Source organism: Paenibacillus sp. GCM10023252 (assembly GCF_042653305.1).
Taxonomy (GTDB): domain Bacteria; phylum Bacillota; class Bacilli; order Paenibacillales; family Paenibacillaceae; genus Pristimantibacillus.
Window position 1 is genome coordinate 86,907 of the sequence record NZ_JBHSHW010000027.1, and the last position, 17,587, is coordinate 104,493.

General features: G+C 53.9%; 15 protein-coding genes and 1 pseudogene. 13 read left to right on the forward strand and 3 right to left on the reverse strand.

Annotated features, from left to right (window positions below; all coding sequences use genetic code 11):
- Nucleotides 1–55: 55 nt before the first annotated feature.
- Nucleotides 56–376 (reverse strand): hypothetical protein, encoded by a 321-nt coding sequence (locus ACFO9Q_RS15485; RefSeq protein WP_379183614.1) that lies wholly within the window; start codon nucleotides 374–376, stop codon nucleotides 56–58.
- Nucleotides 377–543: 167 nt separating this feature from the next.
- On the opposite strand from ACFO9Q_RS15485, the gene ACFO9Q_RS15490 reads away from it, so the two are divergent.
- The 7 genes and pseudogenes from ACFO9Q_RS15490 to ACFO9Q_RS15520 all read left to right on the forward strand — a co-directional run.
- Nucleotides 544–1,905 (forward strand): dipeptidase, encoded by a 1,362-nt coding sequence (locus ACFO9Q_RS15490; RefSeq protein ID WP_379183616.1) that lies wholly within the window; start codon nucleotides 544–546, stop codon nucleotides 1,903–1,905.
- A gap of 132 nt (nucleotides 1,906–2,037) precedes the next feature.
- Nucleotides 2,038–3,921: a molecular chaperone HtpG gene (gene htpG / locus ACFO9Q_RS15495; protein ID WP_379183618.1), complete on the forward strand. Its 1,884-nt coding sequence runs from the start codon at nucleotides 2,038–2,040 to the stop codon at nucleotides 3,919–3,921.
- Between the two features lie 318 nt (nucleotides 3,922–4,239).
- A complete protein-coding gene (locus tag ACFO9Q_RS15500; protein WP_379183620.1) occupies nucleotides 4,240–4,890 on the forward strand; it encodes a DUF4004 family protein in 651 nt (216 codons plus the stop codon).
- Entirely contained in the window at nucleotides 4,887–5,609 is a 723-nt protein-coding gene (locus ACFO9Q_RS15505) for a hypothetical protein (protein WP_379183622.1), read from the forward strand. Before ACFO9Q_RS15500 ends, ACFO9Q_RS15505 begins: the two co-directional genes overlap by 4 nt.
- A complete protein-coding gene (locus ACFO9Q_RS15510; RefSeq protein WP_379183624.1) occupies nucleotides 5,602–6,273 on the forward strand; it encodes a bactofilin in 672 nt (223 codons plus the stop codon). The genes ACFO9Q_RS15505 and ACFO9Q_RS15510 overlap by 8 nt, the downstream gene beginning before the upstream one ends.
- A 60-nt stretch (nucleotides 6,274–6,333) precedes the next feature.
- Nucleotides 6,334–7,956, forward strand: a complete 1,623-nt coding sequence (locus ACFO9Q_RS15515) for an MDR family MFS transporter (protein WP_379183626.1) — start codon at nucleotides 6,334–6,336, stop codon at nucleotides 7,954–7,956.
- A gap of 352 nt (nucleotides 7,957–8,308) precedes the next feature.
- Nucleotides 8,309–8,443 (forward strand): annotated as a pseudogene (locus ACFO9Q_RS15520) (DUF3934 domain-containing protein); the annotation flags it as partial.
- Between the two features lie 956 nt (nucleotides 8,444–9,399).
- Here the strand turns inward: ACFO9Q_RS15520 and ACFO9Q_RS15525 are convergent.
- A complete protein-coding gene (locus ACFO9Q_RS15525; RefSeq protein WP_379183628.1) occupies nucleotides 9,400–10,545 on the reverse strand; it encodes an MFS transporter in 1,146 nt (381 codons plus the stop codon).
- Complete coding sequence (locus ACFO9Q_RS15530; protein WP_379183630.1) at nucleotides 10,542–11,012, reverse strand: MarR family winged helix-turn-helix transcriptional regulator; 471 nt, start codon at nucleotides 11,010–11,012, stop codon at nucleotides 10,542–10,544. The genes ACFO9Q_RS15525 and ACFO9Q_RS15530 overlap by 4 nt, the downstream gene beginning before the upstream one ends.
- 200 nt (nucleotides 11,013–11,212) lie before the next feature.
- Between ACFO9Q_RS15530 and ACFO9Q_RS15535 the strand changes: the two genes are divergently transcribed.
- From ACFO9Q_RS15535 to ACFO9Q_RS15560, 6 genes are all read left to right on the forward strand, one after another.
- Nucleotides 11,213–12,910, forward strand: coding sequence for a SpoIIE family protein phosphatase (locus ACFO9Q_RS15535; RefSeq protein ID WP_379183632.1), 1,698 nt, complete (start codon nucleotides 11,213–11,215; stop codon nucleotides 12,908–12,910).
- Nucleotides 12,911–12,934: 24 nt separating this feature from the next.
- Nucleotides 12,935–13,423: an ATP-binding protein gene (locus ACFO9Q_RS15540; protein WP_379183634.1), complete on the forward strand. Its 489-nt coding sequence runs from the start codon at nucleotides 12,935–12,937 to the stop codon at nucleotides 13,421–13,423.
- The gene (locus ACFO9Q_RS15545) at nucleotides 13,398–13,769 is read left to right on the forward strand and encodes an STAS domain-containing protein (protein WP_379183636.1); all 372 of its coding nucleotides are present in this window, start codon (nucleotides 13,398–13,400) and stop codon (nucleotides 13,767–13,769) included. Before ACFO9Q_RS15540 ends, ACFO9Q_RS15545 begins: the two co-directional genes overlap by 26 nt.
- Before the next feature lies 1 nt (nucleotide 13,770).
- Entirely contained in the window at nucleotides 13,771–14,505 is a 735-nt protein-coding gene (locus tag ACFO9Q_RS15550) for a hypothetical protein (protein WP_379183638.1), read from the forward strand.
- Nucleotides 14,506–14,783: 278 nt separating this feature from the next.
- Entirely contained in the window at nucleotides 14,784–16,529 is a 1,746-nt protein-coding gene (locus ACFO9Q_RS15555) for an ABC transporter substrate-binding protein (RefSeq protein ID WP_379183640.1), read from the forward strand.
- Nucleotides 16,530–16,624: 95 nt separating this feature from the next.
- Nucleotides 16,625–17,587, forward strand: a complete 963-nt coding sequence (locus ACFO9Q_RS15560) for an ABC transporter permease (RefSeq protein ID WP_379183642.1) — start codon at nucleotides 16,625–16,627, stop codon at nucleotides 17,585–17,587.

A 17,587-nucleotide genomic window follows, 5' to 3' on the forward strand; every position in this document is an offset into this window, starting at 1 on the left:
AGGACGGAGCCCAGATGGATCTGGACACCTCATCCTCACAAGTATCCTCTAACCACTAACCCCGCTTACTCTTATTCTTGCTCTTCCGAAGCTTAACCGCGCTCTGGCCGCCCTGTTCGTCGTTCTTGTGCCCAGCAATGCCGCTGCGGCCGTTGCCGTTCGCGAATTGGGACCGTCTGTTGGAGCTCTGGCTCAGGTTCGTTGCGAAGTGTCCGCCCTGGCTCGCGTTATAGCCCACATCCTTCAGAATCTGACCCCCGCCCTCTGCCCGCTGCTGCAGCTTCAGGTGAATACTCTTGTCGATCTTCGTTCCTCCGTTGTAGATGTTAATGTAGGTGATGGACAGGTTGGTCTTGCTGCTCTTCCAGTTCTTCACGTGTGCAATCTCTCCTTATGGCTTGCCTGTGATTCTACTACTATATGAGAGAGTTATAGAGTTGATTATGTGATTGTCCATCCCTCACCCCAATTTCCTAATGCCCCCTCCAATAGTGTAAAATAAAATCGAATTCCAATACCTGCACATTAGGAGGCTATTTACATATGAGCTACAAGGCTTACTTCGAGGAAAAAAGGGATGAACAGCTGGGGGAGCTGAAGCAGTTCCTCTCCATTCCAAGCATCTCCGCGCTGTCGGAGCATAAGGCGGATGTGAACCGCGCGGCGGAGTGGCTGGCAGATGCGCTGAAGCGCGCTGGGCTGGACAATGTGGAGATAACGCCGACGAACGGCCATCCAATCATCTATGCAGATCATCTGCATGCGCCTGGCAAGCCGACGGTGCTGGTGTACGGTCACTATGATGTGCAGCCGGTTGATCCGCTTCATCTGTGGACGACGCCGCCATTCGAGCCGGACATTCGGGATGGCAAGCTGTACGCGCGGGGAGCGACGGATGATAAGGGGCAGATCTATCTGCATGTGAAGGCGGTCGAGGCGATCCTGAAGCAGGAAGGTGAGCTGCCGGTGAATGTGAAGTTCTGCATCGAGGGCGAGGAGGAGATTGCAAGCGAGCATCTGCCTGCTTACTTAATGGACAATCGCGCGAAGCTTGCCGCGGACGTCGTTCTGATATCGGATACGAGCCTGTTAGAAAAAGGCCGCCCGGCCATCTGCACCGGCCTCCGTGGTCTATGTTCGCTGCAAGTGGATCTCTACACAGCGAACACTGATCTGCACTCCGGTACCTACGGCGGAGGCGTGCCGAATGCGCTGCATGCGCTCGTGACGCTGCTCTCCTCGCTTCATGATGATACAGGGCGTGTGACGGTAGACGGCTTCTATGATGGAGTGCCTGAGTTATCGCCGCTAATGCGCGAGGAGTTCAGCAAGCTGAACGTGAACGAGGAGGAGCTGACGCAGAGCCTTGGCTTACTCGAGCTGTATGGCGAAGAAGGCTACTCGTTCGTAGAGCGGACCGGTGCCCGGCCAACGCTGGAGCTGAATGGGATATACGGCGGCTTCCAGGGGGAAGGGACGAAGACGGTGCTGCCGAAGGAAGCCCATGCGAAGATTACATGCCGTCTCGTAGGTGACCAGGATCCACAGGCGGTGCTGGACAGCATCACCATGCATCTGAATGCGCAGCTGTCCCGCACGCCAGGTGCGACGCTGCAGCTGACCGAAGGGGAGAAGGGGAGGGCCTTCAATGCGGATCCTTCACATCCGATGCTGCAGCTTGCGGCGGATGCTTATGAGGCGGTGTATGGCACTCGGGCTCTGTTCACGAAGGACGGGGGTTCCATTCCAATCGTAGCATCCTTGGCACATGAGCTGTCGGCACCCGTGGTTATGATGGGCTTCGGCCTGCCGGACGAGAATCTGCATGCGCCGGACGAGCACTTCAACCTCGACAACTTCGACAAGGGTCTGCTGACGATTGTGGAGTTCCTGAAGCGGCTGTAAGGGAAGCGGTGCCCCGCCCCTATTGACACACAATTTCCCAATGTGTTATATAAAAAGAAGTATTAGCACTCCGGTAATACGAGTGCTAACGTTGGACTTTTTTTCACCAATTGAAAGGGGACTTGTACAAGCATGATTAAGCAGGAGTTCAAGGCCGAATCCAAGCGCTTACTGGAGATGATGATCAACTCGATCTACACCCAGCGGGAAATCTTCCTCAGAGAGCTGATCTCGAACGCAAGCGATGCTATCGATAAGATCTACTATAAGGCGCTAACTGACGATAACCTCACGTTCAACCAAGACGATTACTTCATTAAGGTGACGGTGGACAAGGAGAACCGTACGCTGACGCTGACTGATACAGGCATCGGCATGACTCAGGAGGAGCTGGAGAACAATCTGGGCGTCATCGCGAAGAGCGGCTCGCTGGCCTTCAAGAGTGAGAATGAGCGCAAGGACGGCCACAACATTATCGGTCAGTTCGGCGTAGGCTTCTACTCAGCGTTCATGGTTGCGGACACGGTAACGGTTGTCTCCAAGGCGCTCGGCAGCAGCGAAGCGTTCAAGTGGGAATCCGAAGGTGCGGACGGCTACACGATCACCCCTGCCGACAAGGACAGCGTGGGAACGGTCATCACGATGAAGATCAAGCCGAACACCGAGGACGACAATTACGATGAGTTCCTGGAAGAATACCGCCTGAGAGCAATCATCAAGAAGTACTCCGACTTCATCCGTTACCCGATTAAGATGGACGTGAAGGGTCAGCGGCCGGTGGAAGGCAGCGAGACGAACGAGCTGGAAGCGTACGAGGAAGAGCAGATCGTCAACTCCATGATCCCCATCTGGCGCAAAAACAAAAGCGAACTCACGCCGGAAGACTACGAGCTCTTCTATATGGAGAAGCGTTACGGCTTCGACAAGCCGCTGAAGCATCTGCACATTAGTGCGGACGGCGCGGTTGTATACAACGCCATTCTCTACATTCCTGAGAACACGCCATTCGATTATTACACGAAGGAGTATGAGAAGGGGCTGGAGCTGTACTCGAACGGCGTACTTATCATGGACAAGTGTGCGGACCTGCTGCCCGACTACTTCAGCTTCGTGAAGGGAATGGTTGATTCCGAGGATCTGTCACTGAACATCTCACGGGAGATGCTGCAGCATGACCGCCAGCTGACGCTGATCGCGAAGAACATTAAGAACAAGATTAAGAGTGCGCTGCAGTCGCTCTTGAAGGATGAGCGCGAGGGGTACGAGCGGTTCTATAAGGCTTTTGGCAGACAGCTGAAGTTCGGGGTATACAATGATTACGGCATGAACAAGGACGTGCTGCAGGATCTGCTCCTGTTCTACTCCTCCAAGGAGAAGAAGCTGGTGACGCTGGACGAGTATGTGTCGCGGATGCCGGAGGACCAGAAGTTCATCTACTACGCATCCGGAGCGTCGATCGAGCGGATCGACAAGCTGCCTCAGACAGAGCTGGTGAGCGACAAGGGCTATGAGATCCTGTACTTCACCGACGATATCGACGAGTTCGCGATCAAGATGGTGCAGAAGTACAAGGACAAGGAATTCAAGTCCGTCTCGAGCGGCGATCTGGGCATTGAATCGGGTGCAGAGGACAAGGCGACTGAGGCAGAGGAGAATGAGAGCAAGGACCTGTTCGAGGAGATGAAGACGCTGCTCGGCGGCAAGGTGAAGAGCGTTCGCGCGTCGAAGCGTCTGAAGTCGCATCCGGTGTGCTTGTCCGCTGAGGGCGAAGTGACGATCGAGATGGAGAAGATTCTGCAGGCGATGCCGAACAATGAGAATGTGCAGGCCGACAAGGTGCTGGAGATCAACCCGAACCACGAAGTGTTCCAGTCGCTGAAGAACGCGTTCGCCAGTGACAAGGAGAAGCTGAGCCTCTACACCAGCCTGCTGTATCAGCAAGCGCTGCTGATTGAAGGTCTGCCTATCCAAGATCCGGTCGAGTTCACGAACGATATTTGCAAGATTATGGTGTAAGGGTGCTGTTAGAAAAAAAAACCCGCTGCAGGCTTTGATGCTTGCAGCGGGTTTTTGCTGTAGTGGACAGGCGGCGGTGGCAGCTGTTGGTGGTGACGTGATGTCGCCATAGCCATGGCTGCAGTCCTTAAGCGAATTAATGGGCGTAGTCGCCGCGCTAGGACCGCATGGCAATGCGCCAACGCCTCACGCCTCACGCCTCACGCCCGACGCGGGAACCTCCTTCCAGAGGCGTAGTTGCCTTCTCGGTCTTGAGACTGTTATGCAACGTAACAGTGTTATGTTACAATCTGAATAGTTAAGGAGTTGAATCCCTGAATGAGTGAAGATCTGATATCGAAGAAGGACTTGCTGGAGTTGACCGGCATCTCCTATGGACAGTTATATCGGTGGAAGCGGAAGCAGTTGATTCCGGAGGAGTGGTTCATTCGCAAGTCTACGTTCACGGGGCAGGAGACATACCTCCCAAGGGAGTTAATCCTCTCTCGGGTGAACCAGATTATGAACTTGAAGGATGACCTGTCCCTGGACGATCTGGTCGGGAAGCTGACGACGCCTGACCTCTATCCTGAACTGAGCGTGTCGAAGGAAGAGCTGCAGAGGAGCAGAGCCGTATCGGAGATGGTGATGGAACGGCTGGGGAACAGCGGGGAGTATGAGGGAGTACAGGTGCTGACCTTCGAACAGGCGCTGCGGCTGTTCGCGGTAGAGCAGCTGCTGGCTGCGGGGGACATCTCCCTTGAAGAGGGGGCCTTGCTCATGGATACGCTGCGTGATCAGCTGCCGAAGCTGGAAGGGAAGTCTGGAGAGCTGCTCGGCCTCCGCAAGATGGGAATAACCTTGTTCCTCTTGGCGGCGTCACCGGGAGAGGTACACTGGGGAGCTGATGCTCGGTTGATTGCGCGGCAGTCAATGACTGAGCTTGCCCAGCAGTTGAAGAGACTCGTTACTGGAGGTGGCCAAGGATGAGTATGACGACTTCATATGACGGTAAGGATTGGCGGAAGGGTGATCCCTTGCCAGACTTGTCGATACACGGTGTGAATACAGCTGCAGGAGGCAGCTATCAGCACGTTGAGATCCACGGAGTAGGGCGAATCGGCTCTGACCTCACCTCTGAGTCCTTCGAGGCGCACGGCCATGTGAGACTGGGAGGGGACTTGCGCACAGAGGAGCTTAGCAGCCACGGCCATCTGTCTATTCAAGGGGATCTGCTTGCAGCGACAGGCAGTCTGGATGGAATGGCAACGGTGCGCGGACGTGTGAGGGGAGAGCAGCTAGAGTTGAACGGCATGCTGACCGTTCATGGAGATTGTGAGGTTGAGCAGCTCAAGGTGAACGGGAACCTGGAGGTGAGAGGCTTGCTGAGCGCAGGCACTCTGGATATCCAGCTGCACGGCAGCAGCAAGGCGGCTGAGATTGGAGTGGAGTCCATTCGCGTGAGGAAGCTGCCTCGCAGCAAGTGGCATGCGCTCTGGAGCTGGGCGATCCCGAAGCTGAATCCGGAGCTGGAGGCTCACACGATAGAGGGCGACGAGATTGAGCTGACGCTGACCACAGCACAATATGTTCGGGGGAATAGAGTTGTCATCGGTCCTGGTTGTGTCATTGGTCGGGTCGAGTACCGCGATGAGCTGATTAAGGCTCCAGATGCGTGGATCAGAGAGGAAGTGAAGCTGGGTGACTGAAGCGAAGAAGCAGGATATGAAGATGATGGGCAACTTCACAGCCAGCGGCGGCCAGTTCCGGCACATTAGACTTACCGGCGACGGCATGCTGTCAGGGGATACCTCATGCGAACGTATGGCCTGCACGGGAACGCTGACCATTCAGGGCGACTTGAACGGCGGCCAGTTAAGGCTGACGGGGGAGCTGTCCGTGGACGGCGGCATGAGAGCAGGATCCGTGGGCGGCAGAGGGGAAGTGGAGGTTAGAGGGTCACTCCTGGCGGAGAAGCTGTCATTCACCGGGCATCTGCAAGTAGGCGGCAATTGTGAGTCAGGCAGCTTCGAGTTGGCAGGAGCTTGCTCCGTGGAAGGGCTGCTAAGTGCTGAGCAGCTGGATATTAGCTTGTACGGGCCATGCCGGGTGAAGGAGATTGGCGGCGGCCGTATTCGGGTGAAGCAGAGCAAGGCTGCAGCACTGAAGAGATTAGCCTTCCCCCTGCAAGCGATGAGCTTATCCGCCGATTATATTGAAGGGGATGAGATTGAGCTGGCGTATACGGAGGCGGGGCTGGTGCGAGGTAATCGAGTGGTCATTGGCCCAGGCTGCCAGATTGGCCGAGTTGAATATCGGGATACGCTGACGATTCATCGGAGCGCTAGTGCTCAGGAGCAATTAAGGGTATAATTCTGGAATGACCCGAAGGGGAATTATAATTATAGTGCAGTTGAAGGAGTGTAGGGTAAGGTGAGTCAAGGAATTCAGGCCAGTGTGCCTAAGAACAAAAATCTCGGAATCGTTATAGCCGGCTTGCTGCTGGGTATTCTAATGGCCTCTATGGACAATACGATTGTCGCAACAGCGATGGGCAACATTGTCGGAGAGCTTGGCGGACTGGATAAGTTCGTGTGGGTAACATCCGCATATATGGTGGCCGAGATGGCGGGAATGCCGATCTTCGGCAAGCTGTCCGATATGTATGGGCGGAAGAAGTTCTTCATGTTCGGCGCGATCGTCTTCATGATTGGTTCGGCGTTATGTGGAACAGCAGAGACGATTACAGAGCTGGCGATGTATCGTGCTATTCAAGGTATTGGGGCGGGAGCGCTCATCCCGGTTGCCTTCACGATTATGTTCGATGCAGTACCCATTGAGACGCGCGGCAAGCTAGGCGGATTATTCGGCGCCGTGTTCGGTCTGTCGAGTATATTCGGCCCTCTGCTAGGAGCCTATATTACCGACCACATCACGTGGCAATGGATATTCTACATTAATCTGCCGCTGGGCGTCATTGCCTTCGGTATGGTTACGTTCTTCTACAAGGAGTCTCATGAGCACTCCAAGCAGAAGATTGACTGGCTAGGGGCGTTCACTCTGGTAGGTGCCGTTATCTGCCTCATGTTCGCCTTGGAGCTGGGTGGCAAGGAATTCGCTTGGGATTCGTTCCAGATTATCGGACTGTTCGCCGCATTCGCGGTGCTGGTCCTTGTGTTCCTGCTCGCTGAGCGCAAGGCGGAGGAGCCGGTCATTCCGTTCGAGCTGTTCAAGGGACGTCTCTACTCAACGAGCCTGCTTGCCGCCTTGTTCAGCGGTGCGGCGTTCGTTGTCGCATCGGTATATATTCCCATCTTCATCCAGGGCGTACTTGGCGGTTCGGCTACGAACTCAGGACTTGTCCTGCTGCCGATGATGGTCGGTTCGGTGGTGACGGCAACTCTGGGCGGGATCTTCATGATGAAGATGCCGTATAGGAACTTCATGGTGCCTACCTTCATCCTGCTGGTCGTTGGTCTCGTACTGGTCTCAACGATCTCTCCTGAGACGTCACGCTTGACGGTAACCATCTACATGGTTCTAATTGGCCTTGGGATTGGCGCCTCGTTCTCTGTGCTCAGCAACGCAGCGATTCATGGCTTGCCGGCCCGTCAACGGGGAAGTGCCAGTGCGACAATGAACTTCATTCGGTCGCTGGGCATGACACTCGGAATCACAATATTCGGCATCATGCAGAGCCAGGCACTGACGAACAAGCTGGCGACGGCGTTCGGCGGTGGCGGAGCTGGTGGAGCGGGCGAAGGTGGCGCGGGAGCTGATGGTGCTGGTGCTGGTGAAGCCGGTGCGGGAGCCGCTGGTCAGACGCCTGCGGGTGTGGACTTAAGCGATCCGCGTGCGCTGCTGACTCCAGAGACTAGGGAGAAGATCCCGGCCGAAGTGGTCGACAAGATTGCGGATGCCCTGTCCTCTTCTATAACGTACACCTTCGCATGGGCGATTCTGCCTGCGGTGCTTGCACTGCTCGTCTCCCTGTTCATGGGACGGCAGAAGCTTGAAGTCGAAGAAGGCTCGCAGGACTACGCCGGCGGCCATTAAGTAATAGTTGATGAAGGTGGAGCTTCCAGACGTTTTGGTGTCTGGGAGCTTTTTATTAGGGAACGAACGAGCGATTGCCGCCAAAGGCAGGAGACAGCCAGTTGCTCTTGCTTCCTGTCATTGATAGCCGAGGTGATACAGTCTGGTCGGGAGCGGCTAGCTCTCCTTTCCTCCTTTTGCACACTATCCCTTTCGTTCAGGAGCTCGAATTTCCGAATTCGCGATACGATAGGGTGGTGTGTTTTTGCAACAGAACTGTACATTGGGGTTCGTATAGGGTATGGTAGATAACTTAGGCAATTGGTTAACAATAAGAATCATGCAGGTTATGCAATATAGAAGCAGTGGAGTGATGAGGATGGCGAAGGCTAAGGGCGGTACAGGAAGAGGAACGGACAAGAAGGGGTGGAATCGGTGGCAGGCGAGCGCGAATCGTCTGAAGAGTGCGCCGAAGCCTTATAAGAGCAAGGGCACGAAGAACGCGGAAGCGGGCGCTGCAGGAGCAAGCACGAGTGATGCAGGAGCGAACGCGAGCGGCGGCAGTCGTGCCGGCGGGAATGGTGGGAACAGCGGGAGCAGAACTGGCAAGGGTGGCGGCGGTGGCAGCAACAGTAGTGCGGCTAAGGGGCCCAGGTCTAAGTAACTTAACGCGGAAAAACCCCGTTAACCCGTCGAACCTCGGCTAACTGGGGGCAGTTAACACGGAAAATCCATGTTAAAGGTGTGCGGGAGCACCAAACTAACCTGCTCCAAGTAACTTAACGCGGAAAAACCCCGTTAACCCGTTGAACCTCGGCTAACTGAGGGGGGTTAACACGGAAAATCCGTGTTAAAGGTGTGCGGGAGCACCAAACTAACCTGCTCCAAGTAACTTAACGTGGAAAAACCTCGTTAACCCGTCGAACCTTGACTAACTGGGGCAGTTAACACGGAAAATCCGTGTTAACGGTGTGCGGGAGCACCAAACTAACCTGCTCCAAGTAACTTAACGCGGAAAAACCCCGTTAACCCCTCGAACCTCGGCTAACTGGGGGCAGTTAACACGGAAAATCCGTGTTAACGGTGTGCGGGAGCACCAAACTAACCTGCTCCAAGTAACTTAACGCGGAAAAACCTCGTTAACCCGTCGAACCACGGCTAACTGAGTGGGGTTAACACGGGAAATCCGTGTTAACGGAGTGCGGGAGCACCAAACTAACCTGCTCCAAGTAACTTAACGCGGAAAAACCCCGTTAACCCGTCGAACCTCGGCTAACTGAGTGGGGTTAACACGGGAAATCCGTGTTAACTCCACTCACCGACCGGGAGGCTGCAGCATCACTTTACGATGCTGCGGCCTTTTTTGCCCCTGCGCCGGACAAGGCCGCCCCCAGCTGCGCGCATCCAGCGCGCCCCCCATCACGCCCCCCATCACGCCCCCCATCGCGCCCCCCATCGCGCCGCTCACCGCGATACCGCCGGCTGACCGGCGCGGCGGCGGCTCATGAGCCAGACCACGAGCATGGCGGCCAGCGCCAGCGTCATCGAGAACTGGTAGGGTGCCTCTACCGAGGAGCCGAATAGACCAGCGAGCAGCGGGGAGAGGAACTGCCCGAGGAACATGCTGCTGCTAACCAGTGACAGCGCGAAGGTAATCTGGGGCGGCTTCACTGACTTCGACGTCGTGAGGAATAGCGTCGGCATGAGGAGCCCGAGGCCAAGGCCGACCAGCAGCAAGCCGCCCACAATCGGCACAAGATGGTTCGTGAAGGCTAACAGCCCGAACCCCGCGGCCATACTCGCTAAGGAGACGACGACGAGCTGCCGGCCAAGCCACTTGGTTACTCGGCTTAGCAGCATGCCGGACAGGAAGGAAGCGAAGGTCATACTGGAGATTAATAATCCGGAGGTCTGGGCGCTTCCTAGACCTCGGCCTTCAATATAGAGGGACAGATTCGTCGGCACGGTGTAGAAGATAATGCTGATGAAGAATCCAGCCGTCATCATGAGCGAGAGGCTGCCCATCGGCAGGGAAGTGAAGCTGGTCGAGCCTGCAGGCTGCTTCTCCAATCGAGGCAGCGCCACAGCAATTAGCACCAGCACCAGCAGGCCGAGCAGATAGACGCCGAACGACATTCTCCAGCTCACTGTTGCTAGGAAGCCGGACAGCACGGTAGCGATAATGCCGCCAAGGTTATTGACAGCGGTGGAATAGCCCATCATTCGGGTCCGATCCTCTCCGCTGAACAGCTCAGCGATAAGCCCTGTAGACAGCGGCATAATGATGCCTACCCCAAGCCCAAGAATCCCACGGAACAGCAGCAGTGTCGCTATATGATCCGTGAACCCGCCGCCAACGCCGCCAATGACATATAAGGCGATGCCGGCGAGCAGCAACTGCTTCTTACCGAGCACAGGTGCCCATCTCCCCGACAGGAGACTGGCAGGAATAATAACGAGCGAGGGCAAGGTGAGAATCATCTTAATGAGCAAGGGGTCCACCCCGGTGTAGAACTCGCCAATACTCCCCAGAGCCGGAGCGACCGCCGCTCCAGCCATGACAGTGAGCAGAGAGATGGACAGAATGGCAATTCGAATTAGTCTAGTCATTGCTTATCTCCTTCCCCGATAGGACCGCCGCTCGCGTGACTCAGCACACTGTTCGACATCCGGCTGAGCGTCTCGCTCGTCCGCATAATCTCCTCTACACTAAGATCCTCTTGAATAATCTGATTCCACTTCATGAGCGCTTCCATAATGATAGGTCGCACACTTAAGGCCTGCTCAGTCAGATAGACACACTTCGAACGCTTATCCCGAGCATCCACCTCCCGGCGTATATAACCACTAGTCTCCAGCTTATCCAATGCCCGCGCGGTTGCTGCCTTGTCAATGTATAGGGCAGATGAGAGCGCCTCCTGATTCATCCCGTCCTTCTCGTACAGGTTAGCCAGATAGATATACTGTGACGAGTTAATTCCCAGCGCCTTCAGCTCCCGATTAATATGCATCTGGAACTGACGATAGAGGAGTGAGATCATCCTGCCCAGATTCGTGTCATGCATCTGCTTCTCCATAGGGTATAGTCTCCTTCCCGATCTATAATCGTTGATAAGTCAACTATATCCTCATGAAGTTGACATGTCAACCATCGAGAAGTCTTCCTTTCCCTTAATTAATCTTGCGGTAGATTAAGGCGCTTACCAAGGGCAATCTATTAACCGGATGCATAATCTAGTATATAGCCACATTGCACAGCGAGGAGGTAGATGGGGCGTTGCTGGAAGGATATATGATGAATCTGTGCTTATTGTTGTCTTATCTATTCGTATTCGGCCACTCGTTCAAGCAGGATATGTTCAGCCTAGCGGCTAAGCCTACAGCACGCATACGTGCAGGCCTTATCCTAGGCGTACTTGGAGGATTGCTCGTCGTATTCAGCATTCCAACATGGGAGGGCTCTGAGACCCGTGTCAGCATGCGGTCGATTGCGCTTGTCCTAGCGGGAGTATTCGGAGGGGTATATGCAGCCCTTCCAGCAGCTCTCCTCATTGCAGTTACAAGGCTGTTCTTCTTCGGAGTGAACGAGATTGCGATTCATTCAGCCGGGCTCATTCTATTGATTGGATGGGTATCTGGACAAGTTGGGGCGAAGTTCGAGTGGCCTCGCGCGGCGGCATTTCACCTGCTCAATGTGTTCCAACTGCTCGTCTTCGGTCTCTACCTGCTCTATCAAGAGACGCCGTTCTTCTTAACCATCTTCCTGCAGCAAGTCATCGTCTCTGTGCTCGGTGGAACGTTAGCGTATTATGTCGTCAGTTATCTGCTTACTTCCAACAGCTTGACGGATGAACTGAAGAAGAGCGAACAGCGATATCGCGACCTCTCGGAAAATTACAACGGTGTACTGAACCGAGTGACTGAGGTCATCTATCAGACAGATAATGATGGGCGGTGGACCTACCTGAACCCGGCTTGGGAAGCGGTCTCTGAATACTCAGTCGCTGAGACATTGGGCCATTATGTATTCGAGTATGGCAGTCCGGAAGAGGTTCAAGATAATCAGGAGGCATTGGAGCACATTAAGGGACAGCCGACGACCAGGCTCCAAGTGAAGCTGGTTACTAAGTCCGGGAGTGTCAAGTGGGTGGAGGCGCTGTCCGAGCCCCTCCTCGGTGAAGATGGGAAGACCATCGGCACCACGGGAACGCTAATGGATATTACCGAGCGCAAGGAAGCCGAGCTGAGGATGGTGTCCGATATGGAACTGTCTAAGCGTATTCAACAGTCCGTACTCCCCGCCCCCCATTACAGTCAGGCTGTTACCTTCAGGGGCAGTTATGTCCCCTCCAGCCAGCTGTCAGGCGATATGTATACCTGGCGTGTCTATGACTGTGGAACGAGCGCGGCTATCATCATTGATGTCATGGGGCACGGCGTATCCTCCTCACTGGTGAGCATGTATATACACGCCTTCCTCCAGAATATGCTGGCCTCCGTCTCCGATCCTGTTCAGATTATGGACCTGCTGAACAAGCACTTATGCCAGCTGTTCAAGTCTAATTACAACGATACCATCGTCTATTGCACGGCGCTCTGTGTGCAGATTAATCCAGCCGCAAGGCAGGTGCATTATGTGAATGCAGGGCATCCTTACGGAATAGGAATTCGAGATGACGGGAAGGTCGAAGAGCTAAGTGCAGGCGGCTTAACGTTAGGCATTGACTATCATGCCAACTATCAATTAGGGATGTTCAGCTATGAGACTGCGGCTAGAATCCTCCTCTATACAGACGGACTGTTCGAAGTGTATGATACCTCTCCTCGAGCTACGTTCTGCAGACTAAGGGATGAATTAGTAACGTTATATAACGAGCCGATTGAGAAGCTGCTAGTTAAGCTGGAGCTTGAGATGAATTCAGGAGGGTCATGGCCGGATGATATCTGCCTGCTTGCTATTGAAGCAAGAGTATGAAGTGAAGCAGGATACAACTTCGAGATGAGGGAGAGGATGACAGCCTTGTACAAGCTGGTGATTGAGAGTGCGCCCGGCCATGACTTAATAGACTTAACCGATGAGCTCAGCAAGGTATTCCTAGGGGGAGTGGCTGAGGATCAGTCCTTCAAGCTGTGCTTCGCCATTCATGAGCTGATGATTAATGCGGTAGAAGCGGTGGTGAAGCTGGGTGAGAGCAGCGGTGAGGAGCAAGCTGCGGTGACGACCATTACAATGACGCTAAGAATGGTGCAGGATGAGGTATTCGTCTCCATCTCCAATCAAGCGGGCCCGCAGGTGGTCGCCACCTTGGAGGAGGCAAGCCGAGGCAGCATGGAGAGCTTATTCCAGGAAGAGCGGGGAAGAGGTATTATGCTTGCCCAGATGATAGCGGATGGATTAACGTTCGACCAGGATGCGAGCGGGAGATTAACCATTGAATTATGGAAGAAGGGAGTGAACCGCGGTGCAGGAGCATCTCATTCAATTTGACGAGATGGTGTGTGACTCTGTGCAGCACATTACGGCCTCGGGCAAGCTTACGTATAACAACTATGAAGAGGCGAAGATGAAGCTTGCCGCACTCAACAAGACGAGCAAGGGATGTATTATGGATATTCGTAAGCTGACGCTTATTGACAGTACGGGATTCGGAGTGTTGATCTATTACAAGAACAAGATTGCAAGCAGTGCCTGTCCGATGGTCATAATCCTTGACGATTCCATTATTAGAGAGCTGTTCTATATCGCCAAGCTGGATCTTGTCTTCACCTTGTGCGGGAGCCTGGAGGAAGCACGCAAGATTATGGAGGCATGCTCTAAGGGAGGAGCAGACTAACATGCTGGGAGAGATGCGGCGCCGGGATCTGATCTACTGGTTCATCATGATAGATCTCACGCTTGGGATAATCGGTCTATTCGTATGGAAGTTCTATGATGCGAAGGAGCTGATCGATCAGATCTCCTTCGCTGCTACGCTGTCCTCTATCCTCCTAGCCATCGTAGCTATGGTCTATTCCTATGTGCAATCGTATGAATCCTCCGCGCAGAACCGGATGGTGCAGAGCGCGCTGAGCAGCATTGTGGATAAGGTCGATGAAGTGTCGCATATTCGAGATGAGCTGGCCCTCATCAGGCAGGATGCGAAGGCGGGCAACGATAATCTGCTTCAATCGCTCCATCGGTATGCAGACCAGGTGGATGACCATATTAGTACCGTCTTCTCCCTGCTCCGAGAGGAGGGGCTGGAGGTGCCGGCAGAGCTTGAGCGTGATATCTCGCTTGCTTACCGGGACAAGTTCAACCACGAGGTATCAGCGATACGCAGCCGCTTCGAGTCAGGGGCGAATGGCGGCAGAGCGGCGAAGCCTCTTCATTCCAGTCTCATCTCCTTAATTCGAGAGAGCTTGAAGAGCGGCTACCAGGTTACGCTGCTGGAGCTTGTAGATCTGCTAGTCTACAAGGGGATGGACTTCCAGGCGAAGGAGCTGAACGAAGCTCTGCTGGAGCTGGAGAGAATGAATATCATTAGACAGGAGAGAACAGAGCGGGGAATTATCATTTATATTTTGTAAGAGGGATATAGTTGCATGGAACTAGATATTAATCGACATATGCAGGCATATAGAATTAGTTGTGAAGGAGTAAATTCCTATATTTAGGGTTTATTCTTTTTTTGTTGAGGTGAAAAGAAGGGAAAAGACGGAAAATATCTAATTATAAGGGGATGTGGATGTTGCGGCTCCAAAAATGAATTTAGCAGCGAAGCCTCACGAGCTTAATTGTCTGAATTTTCATATAAATCAAGCTGCTAAAGTTAATATACATAACCCAATTGAAGAGGTGGTCTACGATGAAAAGAAGCTGGAGTTCCCTATGTCTGCTGCTGCTCATTGGTGTTCTGTTGTTATCTGCTTGCTCGAACAATTCTGGTGGCGGGAATTCCCCTAATGCGACGGATGACCCGTCAAGTCCAAAACCGAGCGAAAGTGCGCCCCCAGAGGAGAGCGGTCTTAAGACCGACGGTCTCATCCCTGCCTCGGATCTATCGAAGAACCCGTCCGCTGCGACGGCTCGCAAGGATACCTTCATCGTCGGCATCGACGCTCCGAAGGGTGTATTCCATCCGCTCTATCAAGAATCGGTCTATGATGCCTATGTTAATGCCGCATTATTCGACTCGCTTCTCTCCACTAACAAGGATGGCTCTCCAGGCCCAGGGCTCGCGGAGAAGTGGGACATCTCGGAGGACAAGCTGGTGTACACCTTCCATCTGGTCAAGGACGCCAAGTTCAGCGATGGAACTCCCATAACAGCCGAAGATGTGGCCTTCACCACGACGCTGCTGTTCGACAAGGCCTATACCGGTCCGGTTGACGCTACGACAACGAGCCTTAAGGGCGGTAAGGATTACAAGGAAGGAAAGGCCACGTCAATCTCCGGTATTAGGGTGGTCGATCCGCATACAATTGAGTTCACAACGGAGAAGATTAGTGCAACGACGCTGACGACGCTTGGAGGTCCAGTCATCTCCAAGGCGTATTATGGCAAGGGCTATAAGCAGGGCAATCTCGATTATCTGAAGGACTTGTATCTGAAGCCGATGGGGTCTGGTCCTTATATTCTAGACAAGTACATCGCAGGCCAGGAAGTGAGACTGAAGGCGAACCCGAGCTATTGGAACGGAGCGCCTAAGATTCCTAACCTGATCTATAAGACCACGACGGATGATACCCGTATTCAGCTCCTTCAGACAGGAGAGATCGACATTGATCAGGTGGCGGTGAACAAGGATAGCGTGGAGCAGCTGCAGTCGTTCGGCTTCCTTGATGTGAATCTGTTCCCTACCAATGGATATGGCTACATTGCCTTCAACCACAAGCGTCCCCTGTTCCAGGATAAGAAGGTGCGCCAGGCGCTCACCTACGGTCTCGACCGCAAGCAGATCGTTGATGCCGTCTACCAAGGGTATGCAGATGTGCTGAACGTACCGCAGTCCAAGGTATCCTGGTCTTACACCGACGATGTGAATAAGTATGAATTCAATCTGGAGACAGCGAAGAAGCTGCTGGATGAGGCAGGCTGGGTCGTCGGTTCAGACGGCATCAGGGAGAAGGACGGCGTGAAGTTCAAGATCTCGTTCGCCGCCAGTACGCCTAATCCTGTGAATGAAGCGATTATTCCGATTGCTGAAGAGAACTACAAGGAGCTTGGCATTGAATTCGTCGCCGAACAGATGGAATTCAACGCGATGCTCGATAAGCGGGAGAAGGGCGACTTCGACATGCTGTTCATGGCATGGAGCTTGACCCCGGAGCCGGATACGACAGAGATCTTCGGAACTGGCGGTCCTTATAATGATATCGGGTATTCCAATGCTGAGGCGGACAAGCTGCTCGCTCAGGGAATATCGGAGCTCGAGATAGATAAGCGTAAGCCGGTCTACCAAGAGCTGTACAAGGTGCTTAATGATGACCTGCCGTACATCTTCCTCTATCAGCGAAGAGATATGTGGGCGGTCAATGCCCGGGTGCAAGGGTTCGACATGTCTCCGTTCCGCGAGTTCACAAGTGACTTGCATAAGATTGAGATTAAGTAGAGGTTAGATGGTCAGTTACGAGGATTAGTTGACCAATTGTCCCATTGCCCGGCCGTCCGTGTAGGCGGCTGGGCTCTACTATAAGGAGGAGCGGTATGTGGCCATTCATCGTTCGTCGTCTCTTGTACGCCATACCGACATTATTCGGGGTGTCCATCGTTGTGTTCTTAGTCTTCTCCTTGGCCCCGGGAGACTTCGTGGATACGAATCAGCGGCTGACTGCCGAGCGTGCTCAGGAGCTTAGAGAGATCTATGGTCTTGACAAAGGGCTTGTCGAGCGCTACTTCATCTGGATAGGCAACGCCATCCAAGGACAGTTCGGAGATTCGCTGCAATTCAAGCAGCCGGTCACGGATGTAATAAGGACGTATATGTGGAACTCCTTCATCATCGCTTCCGCCTCCTTGATTCTGTCCTGGTTCATCGCAATTGTTGTAGGCGTCATATCGGCGTCCAAGCAGTACTCCTTATTTGACAGCGTTACGACGATTCTCGTTATGGCTGCTATGTCTTTCCCTTCTTTCTTCATCGGGTTGTTAATGATCAAGTGGTTCGCCGTGGACCTAGGATGGGTGCCTGTCGGAGGAATGACTACGACAGCCAGTGATCGTACTGGCTTCGCATATATGTGGGACGTGGTGAAGCATGCCGCCATGCCCGTCATCGTGTTGTCGATGCTTAGCATCGGCTCTCTGACGCGGTACTTCCGCACGAGCATGCTGGAAGTGGTCCGCAAGGATTATATTCGGACGGCTCGGGCGAAGGGCTTGTCCGAGGGCAAGGTCATCTACAAGCATGCGCTGCGCAATGCGCTCCTTCCCGCGATTACGCTGCTCGGCTTCGAGCTGCCGGGGCTATTCGCAGGAGCGATTATACTGGAGCAGATCTTCAACTGGCCGGGCATTGGGAGAGTCAGCCTGGATGCGCTTAATGTGAGGGACTATCCGCTGCTGATGGGCTTCACGATGTTCATGGCACTGCTGACGGTGCTGGGCAACTTAATGGCAGACATCCTATACGCGGTTGCGGATCCTCGCATTCGGCTGGATCGGAGGTAG

Bases quoted from the DNA above. Each gene is read 5' to 3' on its own strand.
- ACFO9Q_RS15550 (WP_379183638.1), top strand. From the start codon at position 13,771: ATGCTGGGAGAGATGCGGCGCCGGGATCTGATCTACTGGTTCATCATG.
- ACFO9Q_RS15505 (WP_379183622.1), top strand. From the start codon at position 4,887: ATGAGTATGACGACTTCATATGACGGTAAGGATTGGCGGAAGGGTGAT.
- ACFO9Q_RS15560 (WP_379183642.1), top strand. From the start codon at position 16,625: ATGTGGCCATTCATCGTTCGTCGTCTCTTGTACGCCATACCGACATTA.
- ACFO9Q_RS15525 (WP_379183628.1), bottom strand. From the start codon at position 10,545: ATGACTAGACTAATTCGAATTGCCATTCTGTCCATCTCTCTGCTCACT.
- ACFO9Q_RS15540 (WP_379183634.1), top strand. From the start codon at position 12,935: ATGAGGGAGAGGATGACAGCCTTGTACAAGCTGGTGATTGAGAGTGCG.
- ACFO9Q_RS15490 (WP_379183616.1), top strand. From the start codon at position 544: ATGAGCTACAAGGCTTACTTCGAGGAAAAAAGGGATGAACAGCTGGGG.
- ACFO9Q_RS15500 (WP_379183620.1), top strand. From the start codon at position 4,240: ATGAGTGAAGATCTGATATCGAAGAAGGACTTGCTGGAGTTGACCGGC.
- htpG (WP_379183618.1), top strand. From the start codon at position 2,038: ATGATTAAGCAGGAGTTCAAGGCCGAATCCAAGCGCTTACTGGAGATG.
- ACFO9Q_RS15555 (WP_379183640.1), top strand. From the start codon at position 14,784: ATGAAAAGAAGCTGGAGTTCCCTATGTCTGCTGCTGCTCATTGGTGTT.
- ACFO9Q_RS15530 (WP_379183630.1), bottom strand. From the start codon at position 11,012: ATGGAGAAGCAGATGCATGACACGAATCTGGGCAGGATGATCTCACTC.